Below are 21,105 nucleotides of genomic sequence, written 5' to 3'. Positions count from 1 at the left end.
CGTCAGAACAGGCTTCCCTGCTTCGGCGGCTCTGCGGTTTGCGTACTGCGCTTTCTGGCGCTGGCAGGCACCGAACCGCCTTCGGTCGTCAGGGCGCCAACGCGGCCGTCGGCAAACTCGATGGCGATCCCCATGCCGGCGGAGAGTGCTGAAGCCTGCGAGACCGGTCTATTGTCCTCGTCGCGGATGACGGCGTAGCCGCGCTTCAGCACATTTTTATAGGAGAGCGACTGGAGAACACGGTCTTGCGCGGAAAGCTCGGCACGAGCACGAGTCACCTGATGGCGGATCGCCGTATCGGCATGGCGCGAAAGATTGCCGAGCCGCTCGCGGCCGCGATCGGTCTGGATCTTCAGCCGGCCGGGCAGCGAGGTGAGGACTGCCTCGGCGCGGTCGATGCGAGACTTCGAACGGTCAAGCAGGCGCTCGATGGTGCGTTCGGCCCGCGCCATCCGCTCGTTCAGAAGCTGGCGCCGCTCGACGATGCGATTGGAGAGCACATCAGGGCGAAGATGCGAGGCGACACGCTCGAAACCACGTCGCTTGTTGATCGTATTGAGTTCCAGCCCACGCCCAAGGCCGGCCGCCGCCTCGTCGAAGCGGCGGCGCGGCAAGGCGAGAAGCTGATCGAGCGACGGCAAGGCCCGCATCAAAGCACGGACCGACTGGCGGCGCTGATCCATCTGGCGGTTCATGCAGCCCTGCAGGCGCGCGGCAAGAGCGGCGGCCTGCGCCTCGAGCTCCGCCTTGACCGGTACCGCCATTTCCGCAGCCCCCGTCGGCGTCGGGGCGCGGACATCGGCGGCATAATCAATCAGCGTCCAATCGGTTTCGTGTCCGACAGCCGAGATCAGCGGTATCCGGCTTTCAGCGGCGGCGCGCACGACGATCTCGTCGTTGAAACTCCAGAGATCTTCCAGGCTGCCGCCGCCGCGCGCGACAATCAGCACATCCGGGCGCGGGATGGCACCGCCCGGCTCCAGCGCATTGAAGCCGCGAATGGCGTTCGCCACTTCCTCGCCGGACCCCTCGCCCTGCACCTTCACCGGCCAGACGAGCACATGCACGGGAAAACGATCGGAGATGCGGTGAAGGATATCGCGGATCACGGCGCCGGTCGGCGAGGTGACGACGCCGATCACGCGGGGCATGAAGGGCAGCCGCTTCTTGCGGGCGGCATCGAACAGGCCCTCGGCGGAAAGCTTGCGCTTGCGCTCCTCGATCAGCGCCATCAGCGCGCCGGCGCCGGCCGGCTCCAGCGTCTCGATGACGATCTGATATTTGGAAGAGCCGGGAAAGGTGGTGACCTTGCCGATAGCAATGACTTCCATGCCTTCCTCGGGGCGGAACTTCAGCCGCGAGAAAGTGCCCTTCCAGATGACGGCGTCGATGCGGGCGCGATCATCCTTCAGCGCGAAATAGGCATGGCCCGAGGAGTGCGGCCCACGATAACCTGATATTTCGCCGCGCACGCGAACCTGGTCGAAGGCAGTTTCGACGGTGCGCTTGATCGAGCCGGAAAGCTCCGAAACCGAATATTCGGTAAGGTTGGTCGGCGAATCGCTGTCGAAGACGTTGCTCATTCCTTCTTTCTAGCGCATCGGCAGCAAACGGGAAGGTCGGCATCGATGCAGAGGCCGTTTTCCCGGCTATTGAAATCAGCAACGGGCCGACGCCGTCGTCGCGCCATTTAGCTCGGTCGGCTTGGCGGCCGACAGCGAATTCACTGAAATTCGTTTGGTTGCGGAACAGATAGTTACAATTCGCGTTTTACCTGAAAGGGATTGCTAACCACCGCAATACAAAGGCTTTTCTGCCGAGATGGCCGGTAAATCTTTGTTAGCTGGCGCTTCCTATGCTTCCCCTCGTTCTTCGGGAAGGGTGCTGAAAATGATTATTCTCACAGCAGCAGCATTGGGCATCAGCGCCGGACAAACGCGCTCGGCCGCCGCGATCGCGTTGATCGCCGCGCTGATCGGAATGACATTCGCGGTGGCGGCGATCACCTCGCCCGGACCGGTGTCGATCCTGGCATTCGCCTATGCCGTCCTCGGCTATAATGCCGGCCTCATGCTCTTCGTTCTCGGGCTCTATGCCAATACGCGTCTTCGTCGCGCGACGCGCGTTTCTCACTAAAGCGCTTCTCACCAAAGATTGCCCAACAGCCGACGGCGTCAATTCGCCGCCGGCCGATAGCGAAAGAACTGAACGCCCGTGCCCGCGGTCTTCGGAAGCGGTTGCAGATAGGGCGGGATATTGCCCTTACCAAGCTCGGCATAGAGGCCATCCGGCTTCAGCTTGGCGATCTCACGCGTCTGCAGGTCACCGGCGCAGAACCCAAGCATCGTCACCCCAGCCCCCTTCAGGAAGGCTTCCGCCTCCCGTGGCTCGGCCAGCCCGATATGCAGCTCCGTCAGCATGCCGCCCTGGTTGCGGTGATAGGGCGCCGAGAGAACCCGATTTTCCGTGAAGCGGAGGATCGGCACGCCCATTTCCGACGGCGCGGAGACCAGCCCCGCCGGAAGCCCGGCGAGCGGCGCCAGTGCCTCCTTCGATGTGCAGGACATCTCTTTTGCCGGCTCGGCCGTTTTCGTCTGCGCGGCATTCTCCATCTGCAGCGAGACAAAACCGCCAGCGGCGGCCCAGGCGGCCGGAACACTTGCGAGCACGGTCACGATATAGACGAAGGCTGCCGCGACATTTTCGCTGTCGCCGTTGGAGATGCGCCTGACGTCGATGATCAGCAAGGCAAGCGGCAGGATGGAGAGCAGGTTCGAGAAAGCCGCGCCACGCACCTGGATCAACGCGATTGCCCAGCTGGTCGCCAGCAGGAAGAGCAGAACCAGATGGATCTGCATGCGGTCGCGCTTGATGATGCGGAAGATGCAGACGGCGATGCCGAAGAGGCCGGCGGCATGGAAGGCGCCGATCGAGAAGGGGTCGGTGCGGCCGAGAGCGAAGATTGACTTCGCTTCGGGGACGTTTCTCAACCAGAGTTCGACCAGCATCGGATCGAGATCGGCCAGCGGATTGCTCAGGCATTGCGGCGCGATCACCATCGCCGAACCGAGAACGCCGGCGCCGACGACGGCGAGCGCCGCAAAGCGAAACGGTCGGTGCAGGCCGCTCGCAAAGACCGCCGAAAACAGCAGCAACCCGCCGCCGATTGCCGCCAGGCTGTAATAACCGAGCGAGAGATTGTCCGAGGTGACGGTCGAATAGAGCCGGGGCGGCACCGTTGCGAAAAAGAGAATGCTGATCGCAATCGCCAGCCCCAGCCCGAAGGCCTTTGCGGCAGCGGCGTAATTTTCGCCCTCCCATGCCCAGAGCAGGGCGACGGTCAGGCAGACGGAAGCGACAAATGGCGTCGTCTCGGCGCCGATGGCAATGGCGACAGCCGCCGCGATGCCGGCGACCGCATAGTTCCAGCCGCGCCGCTTGGGATCGAGCAGCATCGCTACCATCGTCGCGACCAGCGCCAGCTGCGCATTGTGATGATCGATGGCGCCGGGAGCGAAACGGCTGCCGGTGTAGATGGCTAGGCCGGTCATGCCGAGGCTGATGTGCATGCCGGCAACGCCGCCGATGCGCCGGCCGGCAACGGCCATGGCGAGCATGGTTGGCAGGATGAGCGATATCGGCCAGAGGCCAAGCGCCAGCGCCTCGGCCGTCTCGCGGGGCGCAAACAGGCCGAAGAACCAGATCAGCGACGCGATCGGCAAATCGATCAGCCGGGACCAGTGCATCAGCGTGCCGCCGTCGAGGCCGAGGCGGTATTGCATCAGATCGAACCAGCCCTGCCCGGCGAGAAAATCGCGAACCTCGACGAGGCGCATTCCGTCGTCATTGTCGGGACCGACGTAATCAACAGCCTCGGTGAGATTGATCACCAGGATGACGGCAGCAACAACGACGCTGTAGGCGATGACGGTTGGCCGGAGAGATGTCAGCAGGCCGCGTATTCCGCCGCCGGGTGCGGCGGTCACGGATGATGAATGAGCGATCGGCTGCAAGGCGTTCATCGTGGTTAGCGGTTCGTTTCCGGACGGCCGAAGCTTAGCCGCCGCCGATCAAGAAAGTGTAAAGCTATCTGCGCGGCCGCCGATTTCGCCGGCGCCATAGGGGTCTTGTTAAGTCGGGTCATTTAGGCTGGGCGCGGCTTTAAGAGTAACGAGTGGAGTCATGGCCCGATCGCGTACCCATCATCCGGACATTGCCGTTCTGCTTCCCTGCTATAACGAGGCGGCGACGATCGGCGCTGTCGTGCGGGGCTTCCGGGCGGTGCTGCCGGACGCTGCAATCCACGTCTATGACAATAATTCCACCGACGGAACCACGCTGCAGGCGATGCTGGCCGGCGCGCATGTGGTGCGCGAGCGGCGCCAAGGCAAAGGCCATGTGGTGCGCCGCATGTTCGCCGATATCGAGGCCGACATCTACATCGTCGCCGATGGCGACGGAACCTACGCGCCTGACGATGCCGAGGAACTGGTGCGCACGCTTCTGCTGGAACGCGCCGACATGGTTGTGGGCACAAGGCGCGGCGTTCATGACGATGCCGGACGTCAGGGCCATGCGCTCGGCAACCGGCTATTCAACCTGCTCTATCGGATGATCTTCGGCCCTGAGTTCACCGATATTTTTTCCGGTTACCGTGCTTTTTCGCGCCGCTTCGTCAAAAGCTTTCCGGCGGTATCGGGCGGCTTCGAGATCGAAACCGAAATGTCCGTGCACGCCTCCCGGCTGAAGCTGCCGGTCGGCGAGCTGGAGCTCGACTATGGCCGCCGGCCGGAGGGCTCGCATTCCAAACTGTCGACGTTCCGTGACGGCGCCAGGATCCTCTGGATGTTCGCGATGCTGATGAAGGAGACGCGGCCCTTCGCCTTCTTCAGCGCGATCAGCGCCGCCTTCATGCTGGCGAGCCTCGGCTTCATGGCGCCGGTGCTGGCGGAATATTTCGAGACGGGCCTGGTCAGCCGCATGCCGACCTGGGTGCTGTCGATGGCGCTGATGATGATCTCCTTCATGCTGTTCACCGCCGGCGTCATCCTGGATTCCGTCGCACGCGCCCGCGCCGAACAGCTTCGTATCCATTATATGAGCCTGGAGACGCCGAGCGCGATGAAGGCGCCGCTGAGCGACACAGGGCCGATGTCGCGCGCCGGCCGCGGCAAGGTGGATGCGGCATGAGAAAGCTCATCCGCTTCGCGATCGCCGGCGGCATCGGCTTCCTCGTCGATGCCGGCATCCTGTCGGCGCTGCTCGACCTGACACCGCTCGGGCCATTTCTGGCGCGGCTCATCGCTATCGCCTTCGCGATGGCGGCGACCTGGGCTTTCAACCGGAGCTTCACCTTCGATCGCTCCGGCCGTTCGCTGGCCGCCGAAGGCTTCCGCTACGGCTCGGTCGGGGTGACGGCGGCGCTGGTCAATTACGGGCTCTATTCCGCGCTGCTGCTATCGCTGCCGTCCCTTCAGCCGCTTGCGGCCATGGTGATCGCCAGCGTCGCCTCGATGGTCTTCAGCTTCTTCGGCTATTCGCGCTTCGTCTTCCGCGCCGAGTGATTTAGAGCGCCGCGCGTCCATAAGGACGCGCGAAAGACGCTCTAACACTTTAAATTGGCGCACAATCCTTTCCGAAGATCGATCCCGATTTTCAGGGTTATGCGCTAGACTGCCTCCCAGCCGTCCTTCTCGCTGGCCCGGTAGATCGCGTCGATCACCTTCTGGTTCAGCTTCGAATTTTCGAGCGTGACGATCTCTTCCTTGCCGTCCTTCACCGCCCGGGCGAAGGCCTCGACCTCACGCCTGTACTGGCGGCTGTCCTGGAAGCGGAAGATGCGCGATTCATTGTGGCTGCGATCGGCAAGCTCGATCTCCTCCGGCCCCCAGCGATTGGCGTTGAACGGCGACTTGACCTCGATATAGCCGTCGCTGCCGTGGAACACCATGACCTGGCGATTGGCCATCTGCGTCGAGATATAGAAGCTCAGCTCGAAATCGCCGAAATCGGCCTTGACGCTCGAATAGATATCCGTGCCGAAATCCGGATCGCGCTCGGTGGTCGCCTGGATCCAGAGCGGCTCCTTGCCGGTGGAAAAACGGGTGCTCATGACGGGGTAAACCCCGATATCGGGAAGGCCGCCGCCGCCGAGCTCGGGAATGTTGCGCATGTTGGTGGCGTCGCGGTTGAAATAGGTGAAGGCGCCCTGCACATGCCGGAGCGAACCGATCGCCCCCTCGTCGATCAGTGCACGCACCTTCTGCCAAACCGGGGAATAGGTGATCATATAGGCTTCGGTGACCACCACGCGGTTACGGTCGCGGGCGGCAATCACCTCGTCGATATCGCCGGATTTCAAGGCGAGCGGTTTTTCGCAGAGCACGTGCTTGCCGGCATCGGCTGCCTTGATCGACCACTCGATATGCTGGGCGGTCGGCAGCGGGATATAGACGGCGTCGATGACGTCGGAGGCCAGCATCTCCTCGTAGGAACCGAAGGCATGCGGCACCGAGAAACGGTCGGCCATCTCCCTTGCGCGGGTGAGATCACGGCTGGCAATCGCCGTGACAACGCAATTTTCCGCATCCTGGATCGCGGGAACGACATTGTCGCGGCCGATCTTCGCCGTTGAAATGATACCGAAACGCAGCATGATCCAAGCCTCCCCAAACTGATGTCCGCGAACCATATTCAGGCCGCCGCTGCGGCGCAATGGCGCGACCCGAAATCACGGAAGTTTGGTTTCCCTCACGCGTCGATCGCGCTAAGTTTGCGTGAGGGCGGCGTTCTGCCGTATCCGCGATTTCAATCAATTTACGATTTTGGAGAGCGTCATGGAAATGCGCCGGCTTGGAAAAACAGGTCTTTCGGTCGCGCCGATCGTCATCGGCGGCAATGTCTTCGGCTGGACGGCCGACGAGAAAACATCCTTCGCCATTCTCGACGCCTTCTTCGATGCCGGCCTGAACACGATCGATACGGCGGATGTCTATTCGGCATGGGTTCCCGGCAACAAGGGCGGCGATTCCGAGGAGATCATAGGCGCTGGCTGAAACAGGCCAAGATTTCCCGCGACAAGGCCGTCATCGTCACCAAGGTCGGCTCGGACATGGGACAGGGAAAGACGCTGAAGGCGAGCTATATCCTGAAGGCGGTCGAGGATTCGCTGCGTCGGCTGCAGACGGATTATATCGACCTCTATCTCTCGCACTGGCCGGATGCCGATACGCCGCACGAGGAAACGCTTGGTGCCTATGCCAAGCTGAAGCAGCAGGGCAAGATCCGCGCCATCGGCTGCTCGAACTATGATGCTGACCTCCTCCAGGCCTCATTCGACGCCGCCGAAAAAGCCGGGCTGCCGCGTTACGATGTGCTGCAGCCGGAATATAATCTCTATGAGCGCGCAAGCTTCGAAGGGCCTCTCGCCGAGCTCTGCGTTACCCAGGATATCGGCGTCATCACCTATTTCAGCCTCGCCGCCGGCTTCCTCACCGGCAAATACCGCAGCAAGGCCGATACTGAAGGCCGCGCCCGCGAAGGCCGCGTCTCGCAATATCTCGACGACAAGGGCCTGCGTATCCTTGCCGTGCTCGACAAGGTCTCGGCCGAAACCGGCGCCAGCCCTGCGGAAATCTCGCTCGCCTGGCTCTTGCGCAAGAAGGGCGTGACGGCGCCGATCGCCAGCGCCACCAGCCTTTCGCAGCTTGAAAGCCTGGTGAAATCGGCGACACTGGCGCTTTCCGATGAGGCGATGGCGCTGCTCGACGAAGCCGGCGCCTGAAAGGAACACCCATGACAGTGACGATCCGCGATGCCCGCCCCGAGGACGAAGCGCGCTGGCGCCAACTCTGGGCGGCCTATCTCGCTTTTTACGAGGTCACGGTCGATGCCGATATCACCGATTCCACATGGCGCCGGGTCTTCGATCCGGCCTCGGCAATTTCAATGCGCATCGCCGAAGTCGATGGCAGGATGATGGGTTTTGCGCTCTATCTCACCCATGAGGGCACGTGGATCCGCAGCAGGGACTGCTATCTCGAAGACCTGTTCGTCGATGCCGATGCGCGCGGCATGGGCGTCGGGCGGGCGCTGATCGATGATCTCATCGCCATCTGCAAAGCCAAAGGCTGGTCGCGGCTCTATTGGCATACGAGCGAAGAGAACAAGACCGCCCGGGCGCTCTACGACAGCTATGTCGAAAGCGACGGCCACATCCGCTACCGCATCAGTTTCTGAGATGGGCATCAGTTTCTGAGCGGGGGAAAGCCTTCATAGAAAGCGGCGTGATTGCCCTCCCAGTTCGCCATGCCCGGTTTGGTCAGGATGCCGCGTGGCCTGACATAACTCTGGATCACCCGCTTCGGCCGTTCGTGCCACTGGATATTGAAGGCCCAGAGCTTCGGGAAGAAGCAGAGCGAGGCGTAAGGCAGGTGGTCGTGAATCCACCAGGCGAGCCGCTGCCAGTCGCTTTCATCGCTGAAATGGTCGAGCATCCATGGCACGGCAATGCAGACCGCGGCGCCCATGCAGCCGTCAAAATCCCTCATATCCCAGATGTGATGCGCTGATGTGGCGGCATTGGTCGAGCAGTTCAGATTGTTCTCGTTGCCGAACCTGTTCACCCCAGGCGAACGATAGCCGGAACGGATATGCAGGCGCCCGAACGTCGCCTGCAGCGGCTCCAGCAACTCCTTGCAGAGTCTCCTGCCCGCCTCGACCGCCAGATCGGGATCTTCGGGGATATTGGGGATGCGGTAGAAATCGGCGATCTCGGAATGCAGGAAATCACGGAGGAAGAAATTCTGCGACAACCTTACGCGGCCAAGATCCTCCAGCCCCTTCATCGAATTCGGCTTTCGCATGAGTTTATCTTCCTCCTGTATCGACGGCCGGAATCATCACCCGGCGCAGATTTCCCGTCCACCCGAAATCGATCGGGAACAATTAGCGCGATCCTCGCTTCTTAGTGTGTCGCCGCATTCGCGGCCTTTCCCAGAACAAGGATCGAGAAAATGGCCAAGGAAAAGACGTTGGAAGATCTATTCCACGACACACTCAAGGACATCTACTTTGCCGAACGGCAGATTTTGCGCGCCCTGCCGAAGATGGCGCGCGCCGCCCAGTCCTCCGAACTGAAGGCGGGCTTCGAAAAGCACCGCGAGGAAACCGAAGCTCAGGTCGAGCGCCTGCAGCAGGTTTTCGAACTGATCGGCAAACGCGCCCAGGGCAAGACCTGCGAGGCGATCCAGGGCATTCTGGCCGAGGGCGAGGAAATCATGGAAGAATTCAAGGGCACGTCAGCCCTCGATGCCGGTCTGATCTCGGCTGCCCAGGCGGTCGAGCACTACGAAATCGCCCGTTACGGCACGCTGAAGACCTGGGCCGCGACACTCGGCCTCAAGGATGCCGTCCGCCTGCTCGACCAGACGCTGCAGGAAGAAACGGCGACCGACAAGACGCTTTCGCAGCTCGCCACCACAGCAGCAAACCAGAAGGCTAAGGCCGCCTGACGGATTGAGAACGGGCGGCGGCTTCAGTCCTAGCGGCCGCCCGTATCCGTCTCGACATATCGGAAGAAATCAATGAAGGCGCGCAGCGCCGGCCGCATCTGCCGCCGGGTGGGATAATAGAGAAACGGCCCGGAATAGGGCGCGCACCAATCTTCCAGCACCCGCACCAGCCTACCGGCCGCCAGTTCGGCATAGACCCGCATATCGAAGAGATAGGCAAGCCCGGCGCCGTTCAGCGCCGCCAACAGAGCCAGCCTGTCTTCGCTGACGATCAGCGGCCCGTCGACCGCTACAACGAGTTCCTGCCCGTCCTTTTCGAATTCCCAGCGATAGATCGAGCCATTGGTGAAGCGCCGCTTGATGCAACGGTGATGGACGAGATCGCGGGGGTGTTCCGGTTTCGGATAGCACTCGAAATATTCGGGCGACGCGGCGATCACCGTCGTCAGATTAGGCGAGAACCTGACCGCGATCATATCGGCCTCCAGACTCTCCTCCAGCCTTATGCCGGCGTCAAAACCTTCCCTGACGATATCGGTGAAGCCGTCCTCATTGGCGATCTCCAAAGTGATATCGGGATAAAGGTTGAGAAAGTCGCCGAGGCGCGGGGCAAGCAGCAGGTCGGAGGCAAAGCGCGGCGCAGTGACGCGCAGATTGCCGGCGGGCTTACTGCGGGTATCGCGGACCGCCTCCAGGGCAATATCGATCTCCTCCAGCGCCGGACGCAGTCTTTCGAGAAGCAGTCGGCCCTCTTCCGTCGGCGCGACACTGCGGGTGGTCCGCGCCAGAAGCCTGACACCCAGGCTTTCCTCCAGGCTCGAGATCGCATGGCTGATGGCCGAGGGCGCGACGAGGAGTTCCTTGGCGGCGGCGCGGAAGCTGCGATGCTCCGAGACGGCGGCGAGAACGGCAAGTTGCGAAAGCTGAGTTCTGTTCATTGATCGAATTTATAGAACAGCCTGTTAGAAACCGCATGTATTTTCTGACTGATGCAGCGGCGATATGGTCTATCCACACCGCAACGATCCCTCAAGCGGTGGCTCAGAAAAGGAGCACATCATGAAAACCCGGAAACTCGGAAACGATCTGACCGTCTCTGCCGTCGGCCTCGGCTGCATGGGGATGAGCTTTGCCTATGGCGCCAGCGACGATGCGGAATCGATCCGGACGCTGCATCGCGCCATCGATCTCGGCGTCACCTTTTTCGACACTGCCGAAGTCTATGGCCCCTTTACCAACGAGGTTCTTCTCGGCAAAGCGCTGAAGCCGTTCCGCGACCGCGTCGTGATCGCCACCAAATTCGGCTTCAAGATCGATGCCAGCAAGCCGGGTATTGCCGCCATCGCCGGCGTCGACAGCCGTCCCGAACATGTGCGTGCGGTCGCCGAGGCCTCGCTGAAACGGCTCGGCATCGAGACCATCGACCTCTTCTACCAGCACCGGGTCGATCCCAATGTGCCGATCGAAGAAACGGTCGGCGTCATGGCGGAACTGGTCAGGGAAGGCAAAGTCCGCACGCTCGGGCTGTCGGAAGCCGGCAGCGCCACCATTCGCCGCGCACACGCGGTCCATCCGATCGCGGCCCTGCAGAGCGAATATTCACTCTGGACCCGCGACCCCGAAGAGGAGGTGCTTGCCACCTGCCGCGAACTCGGCATCGGCTTCGTGCCCTACAGCCCGCTCGGCCGCGGCTTCCTGACCGGCGCGATCCGCAAAGCGGAGGATCTCGGCGCCGACGACTTCCGCCGGCAGGTGCCGCGGTTTCAGGCGGAAAATTTCGATGCCAATGCCGCCCTCGTCGCGACACTCGAGCGGCTTGCCGCCGAGAAAGGCGTGACGGCCGCGCAGCTGGCGCTGGCCTGGGTATTGAGCCAAGGCGACGACATCGTGCCGATCCCCGGCGCCCGCAAGCTTCACCATCTCGAACAGAACGCCGCTGCTGCCGATATCGCGCTGAGCCCGGCGGAACTCGGAAGGCTTGAAGAAATCATTCCGGCCGGGCAGGTTGCCGGCAAACGTTACTCGGATGCCTCGCTTGCCATGACGAACCTCTGAGACAGGAAAAGCCCGGCCCGATGCAACCGGCCGGGCTTGCCTTCGCATCCGGCGAAACTATCTAACGCCATCTCGGAGAACGGGATGAAAACATGTCAGACAGGCAGGCAGTCGAACAGACGGTTCATCTCTATGTCGAAGGCATGGCCTTCGGCAATGAGGCGGCCTTGAAAAAGGCCTTTCATCCAAAAAGCTCGATCATCGGCCATTACGAAAATGCCGTCGAATGGCTGACGCGCGACGAATTCATCACGGCGATCCTGGCGGAAGAGCCGGCGCCGCCCGGCACGCAGCCCTACATGGACATCCAGAACGTCGATGTCGAAGGCGATGCGGCAAGCGTCAAGGTCACCGACGATTTCGCCGGCATGCGCTTTACCGACTATCTCTCGCTGCTGAAGATCGACGGCCGCTGGACGATCGTCAGCAAACTCTACCATCTGCATCTGTGAAAAGACCGGCCGCTTTCGCGACCGGTCCATTGTTTTCGCGGGAAGGCAGGGAGAGTTCAGCTTCTGAGAACGCCGCCGGTGAATTTCGCAACGCTGGCGACGATCTTCTGCGTCAGCGCCTCAAAATCCTCGTCCGTCAGCGTGCGCTCGACCGGCTGGATCTGAACCTCGATCGCCACCGACTTCTTGCCCTCGCCGACCGATGCGCCCTCGAAAATGTCGAAGACGTTGACGCCGGTCACCAGCTTGCGGTCGGCGCCGGTGGCCGCCTTGACGATGGCGCCGGCTTCGACCGTCTTGTCGACGACGAAGGCGAAGTCGCGCCGCACCATCTGGAAGGGCGACAGCTCGAGCGCCGGTTTGGTGCGCGTTGCCTTGCGCTTGGCGTCCGGCATGGCGTCGACATAGACCTCGAAGCCGCAGAGCGCGCCGGAGACGTCGAGCGCCTCCAGCGTCAGCGGATGGAATTCGCCGAAATAGCCGAGCACAACCTTCGGCCCCATCTTGATCGTGCCGGAGCGGCCGGGATGATACCATTCCGGTCCGCCCTGCTCGATCTGGATATTGCCCATCGGCAGACCGCAGGCTTCGATGACGGTGAGCGCATCGGCCTTGGCGTCGAAGACGTCGACCGGCTTGCCGCCGCCCTTGGCGGCGTTCGACCAGGCGCGACCGGCGCCGGCAAGCGAGGCCGTGCCGCGGCGAATGCCGCCGGCCACGCGGCGCTGACCCTCAGGCCTGTCGTTCTCATAAGTGCCTGAGACCTCGAAGAGGGCGACGTCGGCATAGCCCTTGTCGGCATTGCGCTGGGCTGCGGTCAGCAGGCCCGGCAGAAGCGAGGGGCGCATATCCGACATTTCGGCGGCGATCGGGTTGGCAAGCTTGAGGGCCGGCGAGCCGCCGCCAAACAGCTTTGCCTGGTCTTCCGGAATGAAGGACCAGGTGACGGCTTCGAGCATGCCGCGGGCGGCCAGCGCCCGCTTGGCAAGGCGGGTGCGGATTTGCAGCGTCGTCAGGATCTTGCCGTTGACATCAGCATGCCTTTCGAGCGGTGCCGGCTTGATATTGTCGACGCCGTGAATGCGCATGACCTCTTCGACGAGATCGGCCTTGCCATCGACATCGGGACGCCAGGAGGGAACAGCGACGGAAACACGCTCGCCGGAACCGGAAACCGTGAAGCCGAGACGCGTCAGAATCGTGTTGCTTTCCTCATTCGAGATGTCGAGGCCGGTCAGGCGCTTGACCTCGGAATAGGGGAAATCGACGATCTTCGGTTCGTAACCTTGGTAACCGACGATCTCGGCCTTGGCGGCCTTGCCGCCGCAGAGTTCCAGCACCAGTTCCGTCGTGCGTTCGAGACCGGGCAGCATATATTCCGGATCGACGCCGCGTTCGAAGCGGTAGCGGGCATCGGTGATAATGCCGAGGCTGCGGCCTGACTTGGCGATGTTCATCGGATCCCAGAGGGCCGATTCGATCAGCACGTCGACGGTGTTCTCGTCGCAGCCGGAATGTTCGCCGCCCATGATGCCGCCGATCGATTCGATGCCGTCTTCATCGGCGATGACGACGTTGTTCGGCGAGAGCTTGTATTCGCGCTGGTCGAGCGCCAGCACGGTCTCGCCTTCGGCGGCGCGGCGCACCGTCAGATTGCCCTTGATCTTGGCGGCATCGAAGACGTGGATCGGCCGGCCCTGATCGAAGGTCATGTAATTGGTGACATCGACAAGCGCGTTGATCGGGCGTAGGCCGATGGCGATCAGCCGCTGCTGCATCCAGCGCGGGCTGGGGCCGTTCCTGACGCCGCGTACGAGGCGCAGCGCAAAGCCCGGGCAGAGTTTTTGATCGTCGAGATCGAGCGCCAGCTTCACCGGAGTCTCGCCTTCGACCGCGAAAGACGGCGCGGGCCGCGTCTTCAGCGTGCCGAGGCCGGAGGCGGCGAGATCGCGAGCGATGCCGTGGATCGAGGTGCAGTCCGGACGGTTCGGGGTCAGGTTGATCTCGATGACCGGATCATCGAGATGAGCATACGCAGCATAACTCTTTCCGACAGGCGCATCCTCGGGCAGGTCGATGATGCCATCGTGACTGTCGGAAATCTCAAGCTCCTTTTCGGAGCACATCATGCCATGGCTTTCGACGCCGCGGATATTGCCGACGGCAAGCGTCACACCGATGCCGGGAACATAGGTTCCGGGCGCGGCGAAGGCGCCGAGGAGACCGGCACGCGCATTCGGGGCGCCGCAGACGACCTGGACCGGCGCGCCCGAGCCGGTATCGACCATCAGCACCTTCAGGCGATCGGCCTGCGGATGTTTTTCCGCCGAGACAATTCTGGCGATGACGAAGGGCTGGAACGCCGCCTTGTCGTCGACATCCTCGACCTCCAGCCCGATTTCGGTGAGGCGCGTGCAAATTTCATCGAGGCCGGCATCCGTTTCCAGATGCTCTTTCAGCCAGGAGAGCGTGAATTTCATCGTCTCAATTCTCCGTTCAAGCGCTCAAACCGCCGAACAGCGTCGGCATGTCGAGCGGGCGGAAGCCGTAATGCGTCATCCAACGGACGTCGGCGTTGAAGAAGTCGCGCAGGTCGGGCATGCCGTATTTCAGCATGGCGATGCGGTCGAGGCCCATGCCCCAGGCAAAACCCTGATATTCGTCCGGATCCAGGCCGCCATAACGCAGCACGTTCGGGTGAACCATGCCGCAGCCGAGGATCTCCATCCAATCGGTTCCTTCGCCGAACTTGACGATCGGGCCGGAGCGGTCGCATTGGATATCGACCTCGAAGGATGGCTCGGTGAAGGGGAAGAAGGACGGGCGGAAACGCATCGTCACGCTGTCGACCTCGAAGAAGGTCTTGCAGAATTCCTCCAGCACCCAGCGGATGTTGGCGACATTGGCCTTCTTGTCGATGACCAGGCCCTCGACCTGATGAAACATCGGCGAATGCGTGGCATCGCTGTCCTGGCGGTAGGTCTTGCCGGGAATGATGATGCGAATCGGCGGTTTCTGCGCCTCCATGGTGCGCACCTGCACCGGCGAGGTATGGGTGCGCAACACCTTGCGCTCGCCATTCTCATCCGGGTTGAAGAAGAAGGTGTCGTGCATCTCGCGGGCCGGATGGCCTTCCGGGAAGTTCAGCGCGGTGAAATTGTAATAATCGGTCTCGATGTCGGGACCTTCGGCGATCGAGAAGCCCATGTCGGCGAAGATCGCGGTGATTTCGTCGACGATCTGGCTGATCGGATGGATACGACCGCGTTCGGCCGGCGAAGAGCGCACCGGCAGGCTGACATCAACCGTCTCGGCTTTCAGCCGGGCATTGATCGCCGCTTGCTTGAGCGTCGTCTTGCGGGTGGCGAGAGCCTCGGTCACCGCGTTCTTCAGAACGTTGATCGCCGCGCCCTTGGTCTGGCGTTCTTCCGGCGTCATGGCGCCGAGCGTCTTCAGGAGTTCGGAGATCGAGCCCTTCTTGCCGAGGGCGGAAACGCGCACGGCTTCGAGCGCCGTCTCGTCATTGGCGGCGGCGATTTCGGCGAGCAGCGATGCGTTGAGCTGGTCGATATCTGACATTGTCACTTCTTTCCGTCCAGTATCAGGCGGGCGATCGGGAGGCAGGCGGCGCCGGCCGGCGCCAGGAATATAAAGAAAGAAAAACCCGCGCTAGCCCAAACCAGCGCGGGTTTCCCAAAATCATAAATTCAAAGCTTGGGAAGCGCTGGTTACTTGACCGCGCCTTCAAACTCGTTCGCCGTGCCGGCTTCCTTGAGGTATTCAAGAGCCTTCTTGGCAGCGTTGACCAGCGCGCCGAATGCTTCCGGCTCGTGGATCGCCATGTCGGAGAGGACCTTGCGGTCGACTTCGATGCCGGCCTTGTTCAGGCCGTCGATGAAGCGGCCGTAGGTCAGGCCGAATTCGCGGACAGCGGCGTTGATGCGCTGGATCCAAAGCGCACGGAAGTTGCGCTTGTTGACCTTGCGGTCGCGGTAGGCGTACTGCTTCGAACGATCGACGGCAGCCTTGGCGGTACGGATGGTGTTCTTGCGGCGGCCGTAAAAGCCCTTGGCGGCCTTTAGAACCTTCTTGTGCTTGGCATGGGCAGCGACGCCCCTTTTTACACGTGCCATATCATGATCTCCTTAAATCTAGCGTTCGCGGACGAGTCTCAGAGACCGTTCGGCAGGTAATTCTTGATAACCTTGCGGCCATCCGGTTCTGCGAGAACCATGGTGCCACGTGCATCGCGAATGAACTTGTTGGTACGCTTGATCATGCCATGGCGCTTGCCGGCAGCGGCAGCCTTGACCTTGCCGGTCGCGGTGATCTTGAACCGCTTCTTGGCAGAGGACTTCGTCTTCATCTTGGGCATTTTGCTACTCCTTCTGTCCTCCCTGCGCGCTTTATCAAAAAAGCCCTCTCGCGAAGTCCGGTTCTCCGGCCGTCGCAACAAGGTGCGGGAGCGTTTGTTGTTGATCTGCGGCATCGGCGACGAACCGTTCCGCAAGCATTCGAAACTGCCACGGCATGCCCTGCCGGTCAGTTCGGACGCGCGCTTATAACCGCAGCGTCCTGAAAGTGCAACGGGGCCGCGGAGGAATCTTCGCCCTCGAAGCACAAGGGTCGGAAACACATGCGCCCAAAGCACAAAAGCCGCCCTTGCGGACGGCCTTGGGGCGAAAAACTGCCTGGCGCTTATTTCGGCGCCAGCACCATCATCATCTGGCGGCCTTCGAGCTTTGGTTCGGCTTCGACCTTGGCGAACTCGGTCGTATCGGCCTTGACCTGCTGCAGAAGCTTCATGCCGAGTTCCTGGTGAGCCATTTCACGGCCGCGGAACTTCAGCGTCACCTTGACCTTGTCGCCTTCGTCGAAGAAGCGACCCATCGCCTTCATCTTCACCTCATAATCATGGGTGTCGATGTTCGGGCGCATCTTGATTTCTTTGACTTCGACGATCTTCTGCTTCTTGCGCGCTTCGGCGGCCTTCTTCTGGTTGGCATATTTCAGCTTGCCCAGATCGAGGATCTTGCACACAGGCGGTTCGACATTGGGGGAAATTTCGACGAGATCGAGGCCGGCTTCTTCCGCCATTCTCAAGGCCTGGTCGGTAGGCACGACGCCCATATTCTCGCCGTCAGCCCCGATCAGCTGAACTTTGGGAATGCGGATTTCACGGTTCGAGCGCGGTCCGTCCTTCACGGGCGCGTCGGTTTTAAAAGGTCTGCGAATGGTCGTATTCTCCTCGCGTTGTTTTCGGAACGTTGCAGCCTCGCGCTCCCAATCAGGGTGCACAAACGTGTCGCGTCATCGCTGCAACGGAGTCAATATCATCCTTTAGCGGAAAAATCACCCGCTGTCAGCCTGCCAAGAATCTGTTTTATAGGCCAAAACAACAGGAGTTTCGCCGATGCCCGATCAGATGCCCAATGCCCAGCCGCAGTTCCTGACGGTCGGCGAAGGCGAGGCGGCGCGCGAGATCGCCATCATCGTCCGCCCGGCGCAGGCCGGCAACGATGCACCGGCGCTCGTCTGGTTATCCGGCTATCGCTCCGACATGAGCGGCACCAAGGCAGTGGAACTCGATGGGCTGGCGGCGGAACTTGGGCTCGCCTGCATCCGCCTCGACTATTCCGGCCACGGGCTTTCCGGCGGCAGCTTCGGCGACGGCACGATCTCGCGCTGGCTGGAGGAGTCGCTGGCCGCCATCCGCCATGTCGCGCCCGACCGGGTGATCCTCGTCGGCTCGTCGATGGGCGGCTGGATTGCGCTCAGGCTGGCGCAGGAACTTGCGCGGCAGGGCGGCCCGAAGCTCGCAGGGATGGTACTCATCGCACCGGCACCGGATTTTACCTCCGAGCTGATCGAGCCGAACCTCAAGGCCAAGGAGCGCAAATCGCTTGCCGAGCGCGGCTATTTCGAAGAGCGCTCGCAATATAGCCCTGAACCGAACATCTATACCAGGGCGCTGATCGAGGATGGCCGGCGAAACCGGGTGCTCGACGGCATCATCGAAACGGGCTGCCCGGTGCATATTCTCCAGGGCATGAAAGATGCCGACGTGCCGCATGCGCATGCGATGAAACTCGTCGAACATCTTCCCGCCGACGACGTGGTGCTGACCTTCATCCGCGACGGCGACCACCGTCTTTCCCGCCCCGGCGATATCGCGCTTCTTATCAGCGCCGTCAAAGGCATCGTCCGTTCATCGACAGACATAACCATGCCCGCTTGAAGAGTACCGACCCAGAATACGTCCACAGGCTTGTTGCATTTTAACCATGTCGGCGAGTTGCAAGGTCCTACCAAGAAGTAACGATTGACTCTTCTCGACCCTCTCCATTAACACTTTGTTAATAAATAAGGGGCGATGCGAGGAAAGAGCGGGCGTGCGGATCAAGGGTATTTTTGTGGCCATGATGGCCATGTTTGCGATGGCGACGGCCGCCATACCGGCCCCCAGCAGAAATGCTTCCATGGTGACAGGCAATGCCACCTCACAGCCGATCGGCCACTATGATTTCTGCCAGATCCACCGCAGTGAGTGCGGTGCAAACCGCAATTCCGGCCCGGTCGTCATGACCGCCGCAAAGTGGTCGATGGTGCGTGCGGTCAATGCCACGGTCAACCGCACGATCACGCCGATGACCGACAAGGAAATCTACGGCAAGGACGAGGTCTGGGCCTATCCGACCACCGCCGGCGACTGCGAGGATTTCGCGCTGTTGAAACGCCGCATGCTGATCCAGCGCGGCTTTTCGGCCGCCGATCTGCTGATGACCGTCGTGCGCAAGCCGGATGGCGAAGGCCATGCCGTGCTGACGCTGCGCACCGCCGAGGGCGATTTCGTGCTCGACAACCTCGCCTCCGAGGTCAAGCCGTGGTTTGGAACGCCCTACTCCTTCGTCAAGCGCCAGTCGAGCTACAATTCCGGCCGCTGGGTCACCATCGAGAACGGCCGCGACGTTCTGGTCGGCGCGCTGCGGTAAGGATTACGACGGGGAATGTGGGAAAAGGCCGGCGATTTGCCGGCCTTTTGCTTTTTGGGAGTTGGCGTCACCTCTCCTCCCTTCAAGCGACGAGGGGAGCGAATGCACTGAGCGCAGGCGAAGGGCAAGAATGCCGGCACACCCATCTCATCCTGAGGTGCCCCGAAGGGGCGTCGAAGGACGGGGCTAACCACCGGCCTCGGCAAGTGCAGAAACCTCTGCGGCATTCGGCCAGCCGCCCTCGTCCTTCGAGGACCTTTGCCGGGTGCCTCAGGATGAGGGCTGATCGTAGTGTGTGGGTCTGAGATGAGGCTTCGGTGTGCCGCGCCGTTTCCCGGCCCTTCGCTTTGGGCTCAGGGCGTTCGTCGCTGCAATCGATTCGCTGGATCGATTGCTCGGCTTCGCCGACCGCTCCTCACCCATTCCCAATCAATATCCCGGCGCCGAGCACCAAACCGCCGCCCAACACCACCTGGAAGGCGGCGCGCAGGAACGGAGTTTCCATGTAGCGGTTCTGGATGAAGGCGATGGCCCAGAGTTCGAAGAAGACGATGACGGCGGCGGTGATCGTTGCCGTCCAGAAATGCGGGATCAGATAGGGCAGCGCGTGGCCGAGCCCTCCGAGCGCCGTCATGATGCCGCAGGCAAGGCCGCGCTTGACTGGCGAACCCCGGCCGGAAATCTTGCCGTCGTCATGGGCGGCTTCGGTGAAACCCATCGAGATGCCGGCGCCGACGGAGGCCGACAGGCCGACGAGGAAGGTCTGCCAGGTATCCTGCGTGGCGAAGGCGGCGGCAAAAATCGGCGCCAGCGTAGAGACGGAGCCGTCCATCAGCCCGGCCAGACCCGGCTGCACATAGGTCAGCACGAATTGCCGATGCACCGCCTCGTTCTCGTCGCGCTTGACATCCTCAGGCGTATGTTTGTCGCCCAGCATGCGGGCGATATCCTCATGCCCCTGTTCGGCAAGCGCGAGATCGCCGAGAAGTTCGCGCGTCGAGGCATCCGAAGTGCGTTTTGCCGCCTCGACATAGAAACGGTATGCCTGCTCCTCCATCGCCTCGGTCTCCTGCCGCATCGCATCCAGCGACAGGTTTGCCCTGAGCCAGTCGGGCTTGCGCTCATAAAAGCCTTGCACATGCTCGCGCCGGATCAGCGGAATGCGCTCACCGAAACGCTGGCGATGAATTTCGAACAGCGACTTGCGATGCGTGTCCTCGACCTCGGCCATATCCTCAAAGACTTTGGCAGAGGCCGGAAATTCGCGGCGCAGCCTGTCGGCATAGGCGAGATAGATGCGGGCATCGTCCTCCTCGGAGGCGATCGCCAAAGCGAGGATCTCCTGCTCGGACAGCGACTCAAACGATCGTTTCGAGGATCTGAAAAACCGCGCCAGCATGATCTTCTCCAAATTTTAGAATTATTCTAAATCTAAAGAAGCAGGCGTTGGCGGTCAAGGGCGTGGGGGCGACTCAAAGTGCTACAGCGTCCTTTGCGCTTCTCGAAAAGACGCGCGGCGCTGTAGGCTGCTGACAGATTGCCGCAAGCGGCACGGACGACTTTGGCTGGTGGCGATAAACACCTATATGAGGGCTGCCGCATCACGCGGCGCCGGGGTTTTGGAATGGACAATGACATTCAGGGCCGCCCTGCCCATGTCGCGGCGATCCGCGAAAGGGCGGAGGCCGAAATGCGGGAAATGGGTGTCGACGCGGCCTTCATCGACAGGCTGGTCGAGACCTTTTACGCCCGTGTGCTGGCGCATCCCGATCTCGGCCCGGTGTTCGACGCCAGGCTTTCCGGCCGCTGGCCGGAGCATATGGCGAAGATGAAAAGCTTCTGGTCGGCGGTGGCCTTCCGCAGCGGCGCCTATGGCGGCAAGCCGGTGCAGGCGCATACCGGTGTGCAGAAGCTGACGCCCGATCTCTTTCCCAAATGGCTGTCGCTGTTTGCCGCAACGCTCGACGATGTCGCTCCCTCGCCGGAGGCCAAGGCCTGGTTCATGGCGACGGCGGAACGGATCGCCAGGAGCCTGACGCTGTCGCTGTTCTACAATCCGGCGCTCGACGATCCGACGAAAAAGACGAGCTGATC

At 61.8% G+C, this 21,105-nt stretch carries 20 protein-coding genes and 2 pseudogenes; 11 read left to right on the top strand and 11 right to left on the bottom strand.

The window, feature by feature from the left end; genetic code table 11:
• Window positions 1-2: 2 nt before the first annotated feature.
• Window positions 3-1,583 (bottom strand): exodeoxyribonuclease VII large subunit, encoded by a 1,581-nt coding sequence (xseA, locus tag PO860_RS21755; protein ID WP_273883723.1) that lies wholly within the window; start codon window positions 1,581-1,583, stop codon window positions 3-5.
• 307 nt (window positions 1,584-1,890) lie between these two features.
• On the opposite strand from xseA, the gene PO860_RS21750 reads away from it, so the two are divergent.
• Complete coding sequence (locus tag PO860_RS21750; protein ID WP_183605346.1) at window positions 1,891-2,136, top strand: hypothetical protein; 246 nt, start codon at window positions 1,891-1,893, stop codon at window positions 2,134-2,136.
• Between the two features lie 38 nt (window positions 2,137-2,174).
• Here PO860_RS21750 and PO860_RS21745 read toward each other — a convergent pair whose 3' ends face one another.
• Window positions 2,175-4,022 carry a hypothetical protein gene (locus PO860_RS21745; protein ID WP_183605345.1) on the bottom strand — a complete coding sequence of 616 codons (1,848 nt, stop codon included), beginning with the start codon at window positions 4,020-4,022 and terminating at the stop codon, window positions 2,175-2,177.
• Window positions 4,023-4,182: 160 nt separating this feature from the next.
• Here PO860_RS21745 and PO860_RS21740 point away from each other — a divergent pair, with 160 nt between their 5' ends.
• Together PO860_RS21740 and PO860_RS21735 are read left to right on the top strand one after the other, a co-directional pair.
• The gene (locus PO860_RS21740) at window positions 4,183-5,190 is read left to right on the top strand and encodes a glycosyltransferase (protein WP_183605344.1); all 1,008 of its coding nucleotides are present in this window, start codon (window positions 4,183-4,185) and stop codon (window positions 5,188-5,190) included.
• Window positions 5,187-5,564: a GtrA family protein gene (locus tag PO860_RS21735; RefSeq protein WP_273883724.1), complete on the top strand. Its 378-nt coding sequence runs from the start codon at window positions 5,187-5,189 to the stop codon at window positions 5,562-5,564. Before PO860_RS21740 ends, PO860_RS21735 begins: the two co-directional genes overlap by 4 nt.
• Before the next feature lie 104 nt (window positions 5,565-5,668).
• Here PO860_RS21735 and PO860_RS21730 read toward each other — a convergent pair whose 3' ends face one another.
• Entirely contained in the window at window positions 5,669-6,655 is a 987-nt protein-coding gene (locus PO860_RS21730) for a Gfo/Idh/MocA family protein (protein ID WP_183605340.1), read from the bottom strand.
• A gap of 181 nt (window positions 6,656-6,836) precedes the next feature.
• Here PO860_RS21730 and PO860_RS21725 point away from each other — a divergent pair.
• Together PO860_RS21725 and PO860_RS21720 are read left to right on the top strand one after the other, a co-directional pair.
• A pseudogene (locus PO860_RS21725) lies at window positions 6,837-7,783 on the top strand (aldo/keto reductase).
• Between the two features lie 11 nt (window positions 7,784-7,794).
• Window positions 7,795-8,238: a GNAT family N-acetyltransferase gene (locus PO860_RS21720; RefSeq protein WP_183605338.1), complete on the top strand. Its 444-nt coding sequence runs from the start codon at window positions 7,795-7,797 to the stop codon at window positions 8,236-8,238.
• Window positions 8,239-8,246: 8 nt separating this feature from the next.
• Here PO860_RS21720 and PO860_RS21715 read toward each other — a convergent pair.
• A pseudogene (locus tag PO860_RS21715) lies at window positions 8,247-8,901 on the bottom strand (hypothetical protein).
• Window positions 8,902-9,014: 113 nt separating this feature from the next.
• Between PO860_RS21715 and PO860_RS21710 the strand changes: the two are divergent.
• Window positions 9,015-9,512 (top strand): YciE/YciF ferroxidase family protein, encoded by a 498-nt coding sequence (locus tag PO860_RS21710; protein ID WP_097617111.1) that lies wholly within the window; start codon window positions 9,015-9,017, stop codon window positions 9,510-9,512.
• 29 nt (window positions 9,513-9,541) lie between these two features.
• Here PO860_RS21710 and PO860_RS21705 read toward each other — a convergent pair whose 3' ends face one another.
• Window positions 9,542-10,450 (bottom strand): LysR family transcriptional regulator, encoded by a 909-nt coding sequence (locus PO860_RS21705; RefSeq protein ID WP_183605336.1) that lies wholly within the window; start codon window positions 10,448-10,450, stop codon window positions 9,542-9,544.
• 121 nt (window positions 10,451-10,571) lie between these two features.
• Here PO860_RS21705 and PO860_RS21700 point away from each other — a divergent pair, with 121 nt between their 5' ends.
• Together PO860_RS21700 and PO860_RS21695 are read left to right on the top strand one after the other, a co-directional pair.
• Window positions 10,572-11,567, top strand: coding sequence for an aldo/keto reductase (locus PO860_RS21700; protein ID WP_183605335.1), 996 nt, complete (start codon window positions 10,572-10,574; stop codon window positions 11,565-11,567).
• A gap of 92 nt (window positions 11,568-11,659) precedes the next feature.
• The gene (locus PO860_RS21695; RefSeq protein ID WP_183605334.1) at window positions 11,660-12,019 is read left to right on the top strand and encodes a nuclear transport factor 2 family protein; all 360 of its coding nucleotides are present in this window, start codon (window positions 11,660-11,662) and stop codon (window positions 12,017-12,019) included.
• 56 nt (window positions 12,020-12,075) lie between these two features.
• On the opposite strand, the gene pheT is transcribed toward PO860_RS21695, so the two are convergent.
• From pheT to infC, 5 genes are all read right to left on the bottom strand, one after another.
• Window positions 12,076-14,499 carry a phenylalanine--tRNA ligase subunit beta gene (pheT, locus tag PO860_RS21690; RefSeq protein WP_272782744.1) on the bottom strand — a complete coding sequence of 808 codons (2,424 nt, stop codon included), beginning with the start codon at window positions 14,497-14,499 and terminating at the stop codon, window positions 12,076-12,078.
• 16 nt (window positions 14,500-14,515) lie between these two features.
• On the bottom strand, window positions 14,516-15,598 hold the full coding sequence (gene pheS / locus PO860_RS21685) for a phenylalanine--tRNA ligase subunit alpha (protein ID WP_183605332.1): 1,083 nt from the start codon (window positions 15,596-15,598) through the stop codon (window positions 14,516-14,518).
• A 149-nt stretch (window positions 15,599-15,747) separates the two neighbouring features.
• On the bottom strand, window positions 15,748-16,152 hold the full coding sequence (gene rplT / locus PO860_RS21680; RefSeq protein WP_010067047.1) for a 50S ribosomal protein L20: 405 nt from the start codon (window positions 16,150-16,152) through the stop codon (window positions 15,748-15,750).
• 38 nt (window positions 16,153-16,190) lie between these two features.
• Window positions 16,191-16,394 carry a 50S ribosomal protein L35 gene (gene rpmI, locus PO860_RS21675; protein WP_003570998.1) on the bottom strand — a complete coding sequence of 68 codons (204 nt, stop codon included), beginning with the start codon at window positions 16,392-16,394 and terminating at the stop codon, window positions 16,191-16,193.
• A 323-nt stretch (window positions 16,395-16,717) separates the two neighbouring features.
• Window positions 16,718-17,254, bottom strand: coding sequence for a translation initiation factor IF-3 (gene infC / locus PO860_RS21670; protein ID WP_012559640.1), 537 nt, complete (start codon window positions 17,252-17,254; stop codon window positions 16,718-16,720).
• A gap of 178 nt (window positions 17,255-17,432) precedes the next feature.
• On the opposite strand from infC, the gene PO860_RS21665 reads away from it, so the two are divergent.
• Entirely contained in the window at window positions 17,433-18,257 is an 825-nt protein-coding gene (locus tag PO860_RS21665; RefSeq protein ID WP_272782740.1) for an alpha/beta hydrolase, read from the top strand.
• A gap of 154 nt (window positions 18,258-18,411) precedes the next feature.
• Entirely contained in the window at window positions 18,412-19,011 is a 600-nt protein-coding gene (locus PO860_RS21660) for a transglutaminase-like cysteine peptidase (RefSeq protein WP_097617117.1), read from the top strand.
• A gap of 415 nt (window positions 19,012-19,426) precedes the next feature.
• Here PO860_RS21660 and mbfA read toward each other — a convergent pair whose 3' ends face one another.
• A complete protein-coding gene (gene mbfA, locus PO860_RS21655; protein ID WP_183605330.1) occupies window positions 19,427-20,410 on the bottom strand; it encodes an iron exporter MbfA in 984 nt (327 codons plus the stop codon).
• Window positions 20,411-20,635: 225 nt separating this feature from the next.
• Between mbfA and PO860_RS21650 the strand changes: the two genes are divergently transcribed.
• Complete coding sequence (locus PO860_RS21650; RefSeq protein ID WP_183605329.1) at window positions 20,636-21,103, top strand: group III truncated hemoglobin; 468 nt, start codon at window positions 20,636-20,638, stop codon at window positions 21,101-21,103.
• Window positions 21,104-21,105: the final 2 nt, after the last annotated feature.

This window comes from Rhizobium binxianense (genome assembly GCF_028994275.1).
Taxonomy (GTDB): domain Bacteria; phylum Pseudomonadota; class Alphaproteobacteria; order Rhizobiales; family Rhizobiaceae; genus Rhizobium; species Rhizobium binxianense.
Note: the sequence above shows the minus strand (reverse complement) of the source record. Positions and strands in the feature narration are given on the sequence as shown.

Excerpts from the sequence above, each read along its gene's own strand:
- PO860_RS21650 (WP_183605329.1), top strand. The coding sequence starts at position 20,636 with ATGGACAATGACATTCAGGGCCGCCCTGCCCATGTCGCGGCGATCCGC.
- PO860_RS21720 (WP_183605338.1), top strand. The coding sequence starts at position 7,795 with ATGACAGTGACGATCCGCGATGCCCGCCCCGAGGACGAAGCGCGCTGG.
- PO860_RS21665 (WP_272782740.1), top strand. The coding sequence starts at position 17,433 with ATGCCCGATCAGATGCCCAATGCCCAGCCGCAGTTCCTGACGGTCGGC.
- PO860_RS21695 (WP_183605334.1), top strand. The coding sequence starts at position 11,660 with ATGTCAGACAGGCAGGCAGTCGAACAGACGGTTCATCTCTATGTCGAA.
- PO860_RS21750 (WP_183605346.1), top strand. The coding sequence starts at position 1,891 with ATGATTATTCTCACAGCAGCAGCATTGGGCATCAGCGCCGGACAAACG.
- mbfA (WP_183605330.1), bottom strand. The coding sequence starts at position 20,410 with ATGCTGGCGCGGTTTTTCAGATCCTCGAAACGATCGTTTGAGTCGCTG.
- xseA (WP_273883723.1), bottom strand. The coding sequence starts at position 1,583 with ATGAGCAACGTCTTCGACAGCGATTCGCCGACCAACCTTACCGAATAT.
- PO860_RS21745 (WP_183605345.1), bottom strand. The coding sequence starts at position 4,022 with ATGAACGCCTTGCAGCCGATCGCTCATTCATCATCCGTGACCGCCGCA.
- PO860_RS21705 (WP_183605336.1), bottom strand. The coding sequence starts at position 10,450 with ATGAACAGAACTCAGCTTTCGCAACTTGCCGTTCTCGCCGCCGTCTCG.
- pheT (WP_272782744.1), bottom strand. The coding sequence starts at position 14,499 with ATGAAATTCACGCTCTCCTGGCTGAAAGAGCATCTGGAAACGGATGCC.
- PO860_RS21735 (WP_273883724.1), top strand. The coding sequence starts at position 5,187 with ATGAGAAAGCTCATCCGCTTCGCGATCGCCGGCGGCATCGGCTTCCTC.
- PO860_RS21740 (WP_183605344.1), top strand. The coding sequence starts at position 4,183 with ATGGCCCGATCGCGTACCCATCATCCGGACATTGCCGTTCTGCTTCCC.
- rplT (WP_010067047.1), bottom strand. The coding sequence starts at position 16,152 with ATGGCACGTGTAAAAAGGGGCGTCGCTGCCCATGCCAAGCACAAGAAG.
- pheS (WP_183605332.1), bottom strand. The coding sequence starts at position 15,598 with ATGTCAGATATCGACCAGCTCAACGCATCGCTGCTCGCCGAAATCGCC.
- PO860_RS21700 (WP_183605335.1), top strand. The coding sequence starts at position 10,572 with ATGAAAACCCGGAAACTCGGAAACGATCTGACCGTCTCTGCCGTCGGC.
- rpmI (WP_003570998.1), bottom strand. The coding sequence starts at position 16,394 with ATGCCCAAGATGAAGACGAAGTCCTCTGCCAAGAAGCGGTTCAAGATC.
- PO860_RS21710 (WP_097617111.1), top strand. The coding sequence starts at position 9,015 with ATGGCCAAGGAAAAGACGTTGGAAGATCTATTCCACGACACACTCAAG.
- PO860_RS21730 (WP_183605340.1), bottom strand. The coding sequence starts at position 6,655 with ATGCTGCGTTTCGGTATCATTTCAACGGCGAAGATCGGCCGCGACAAT.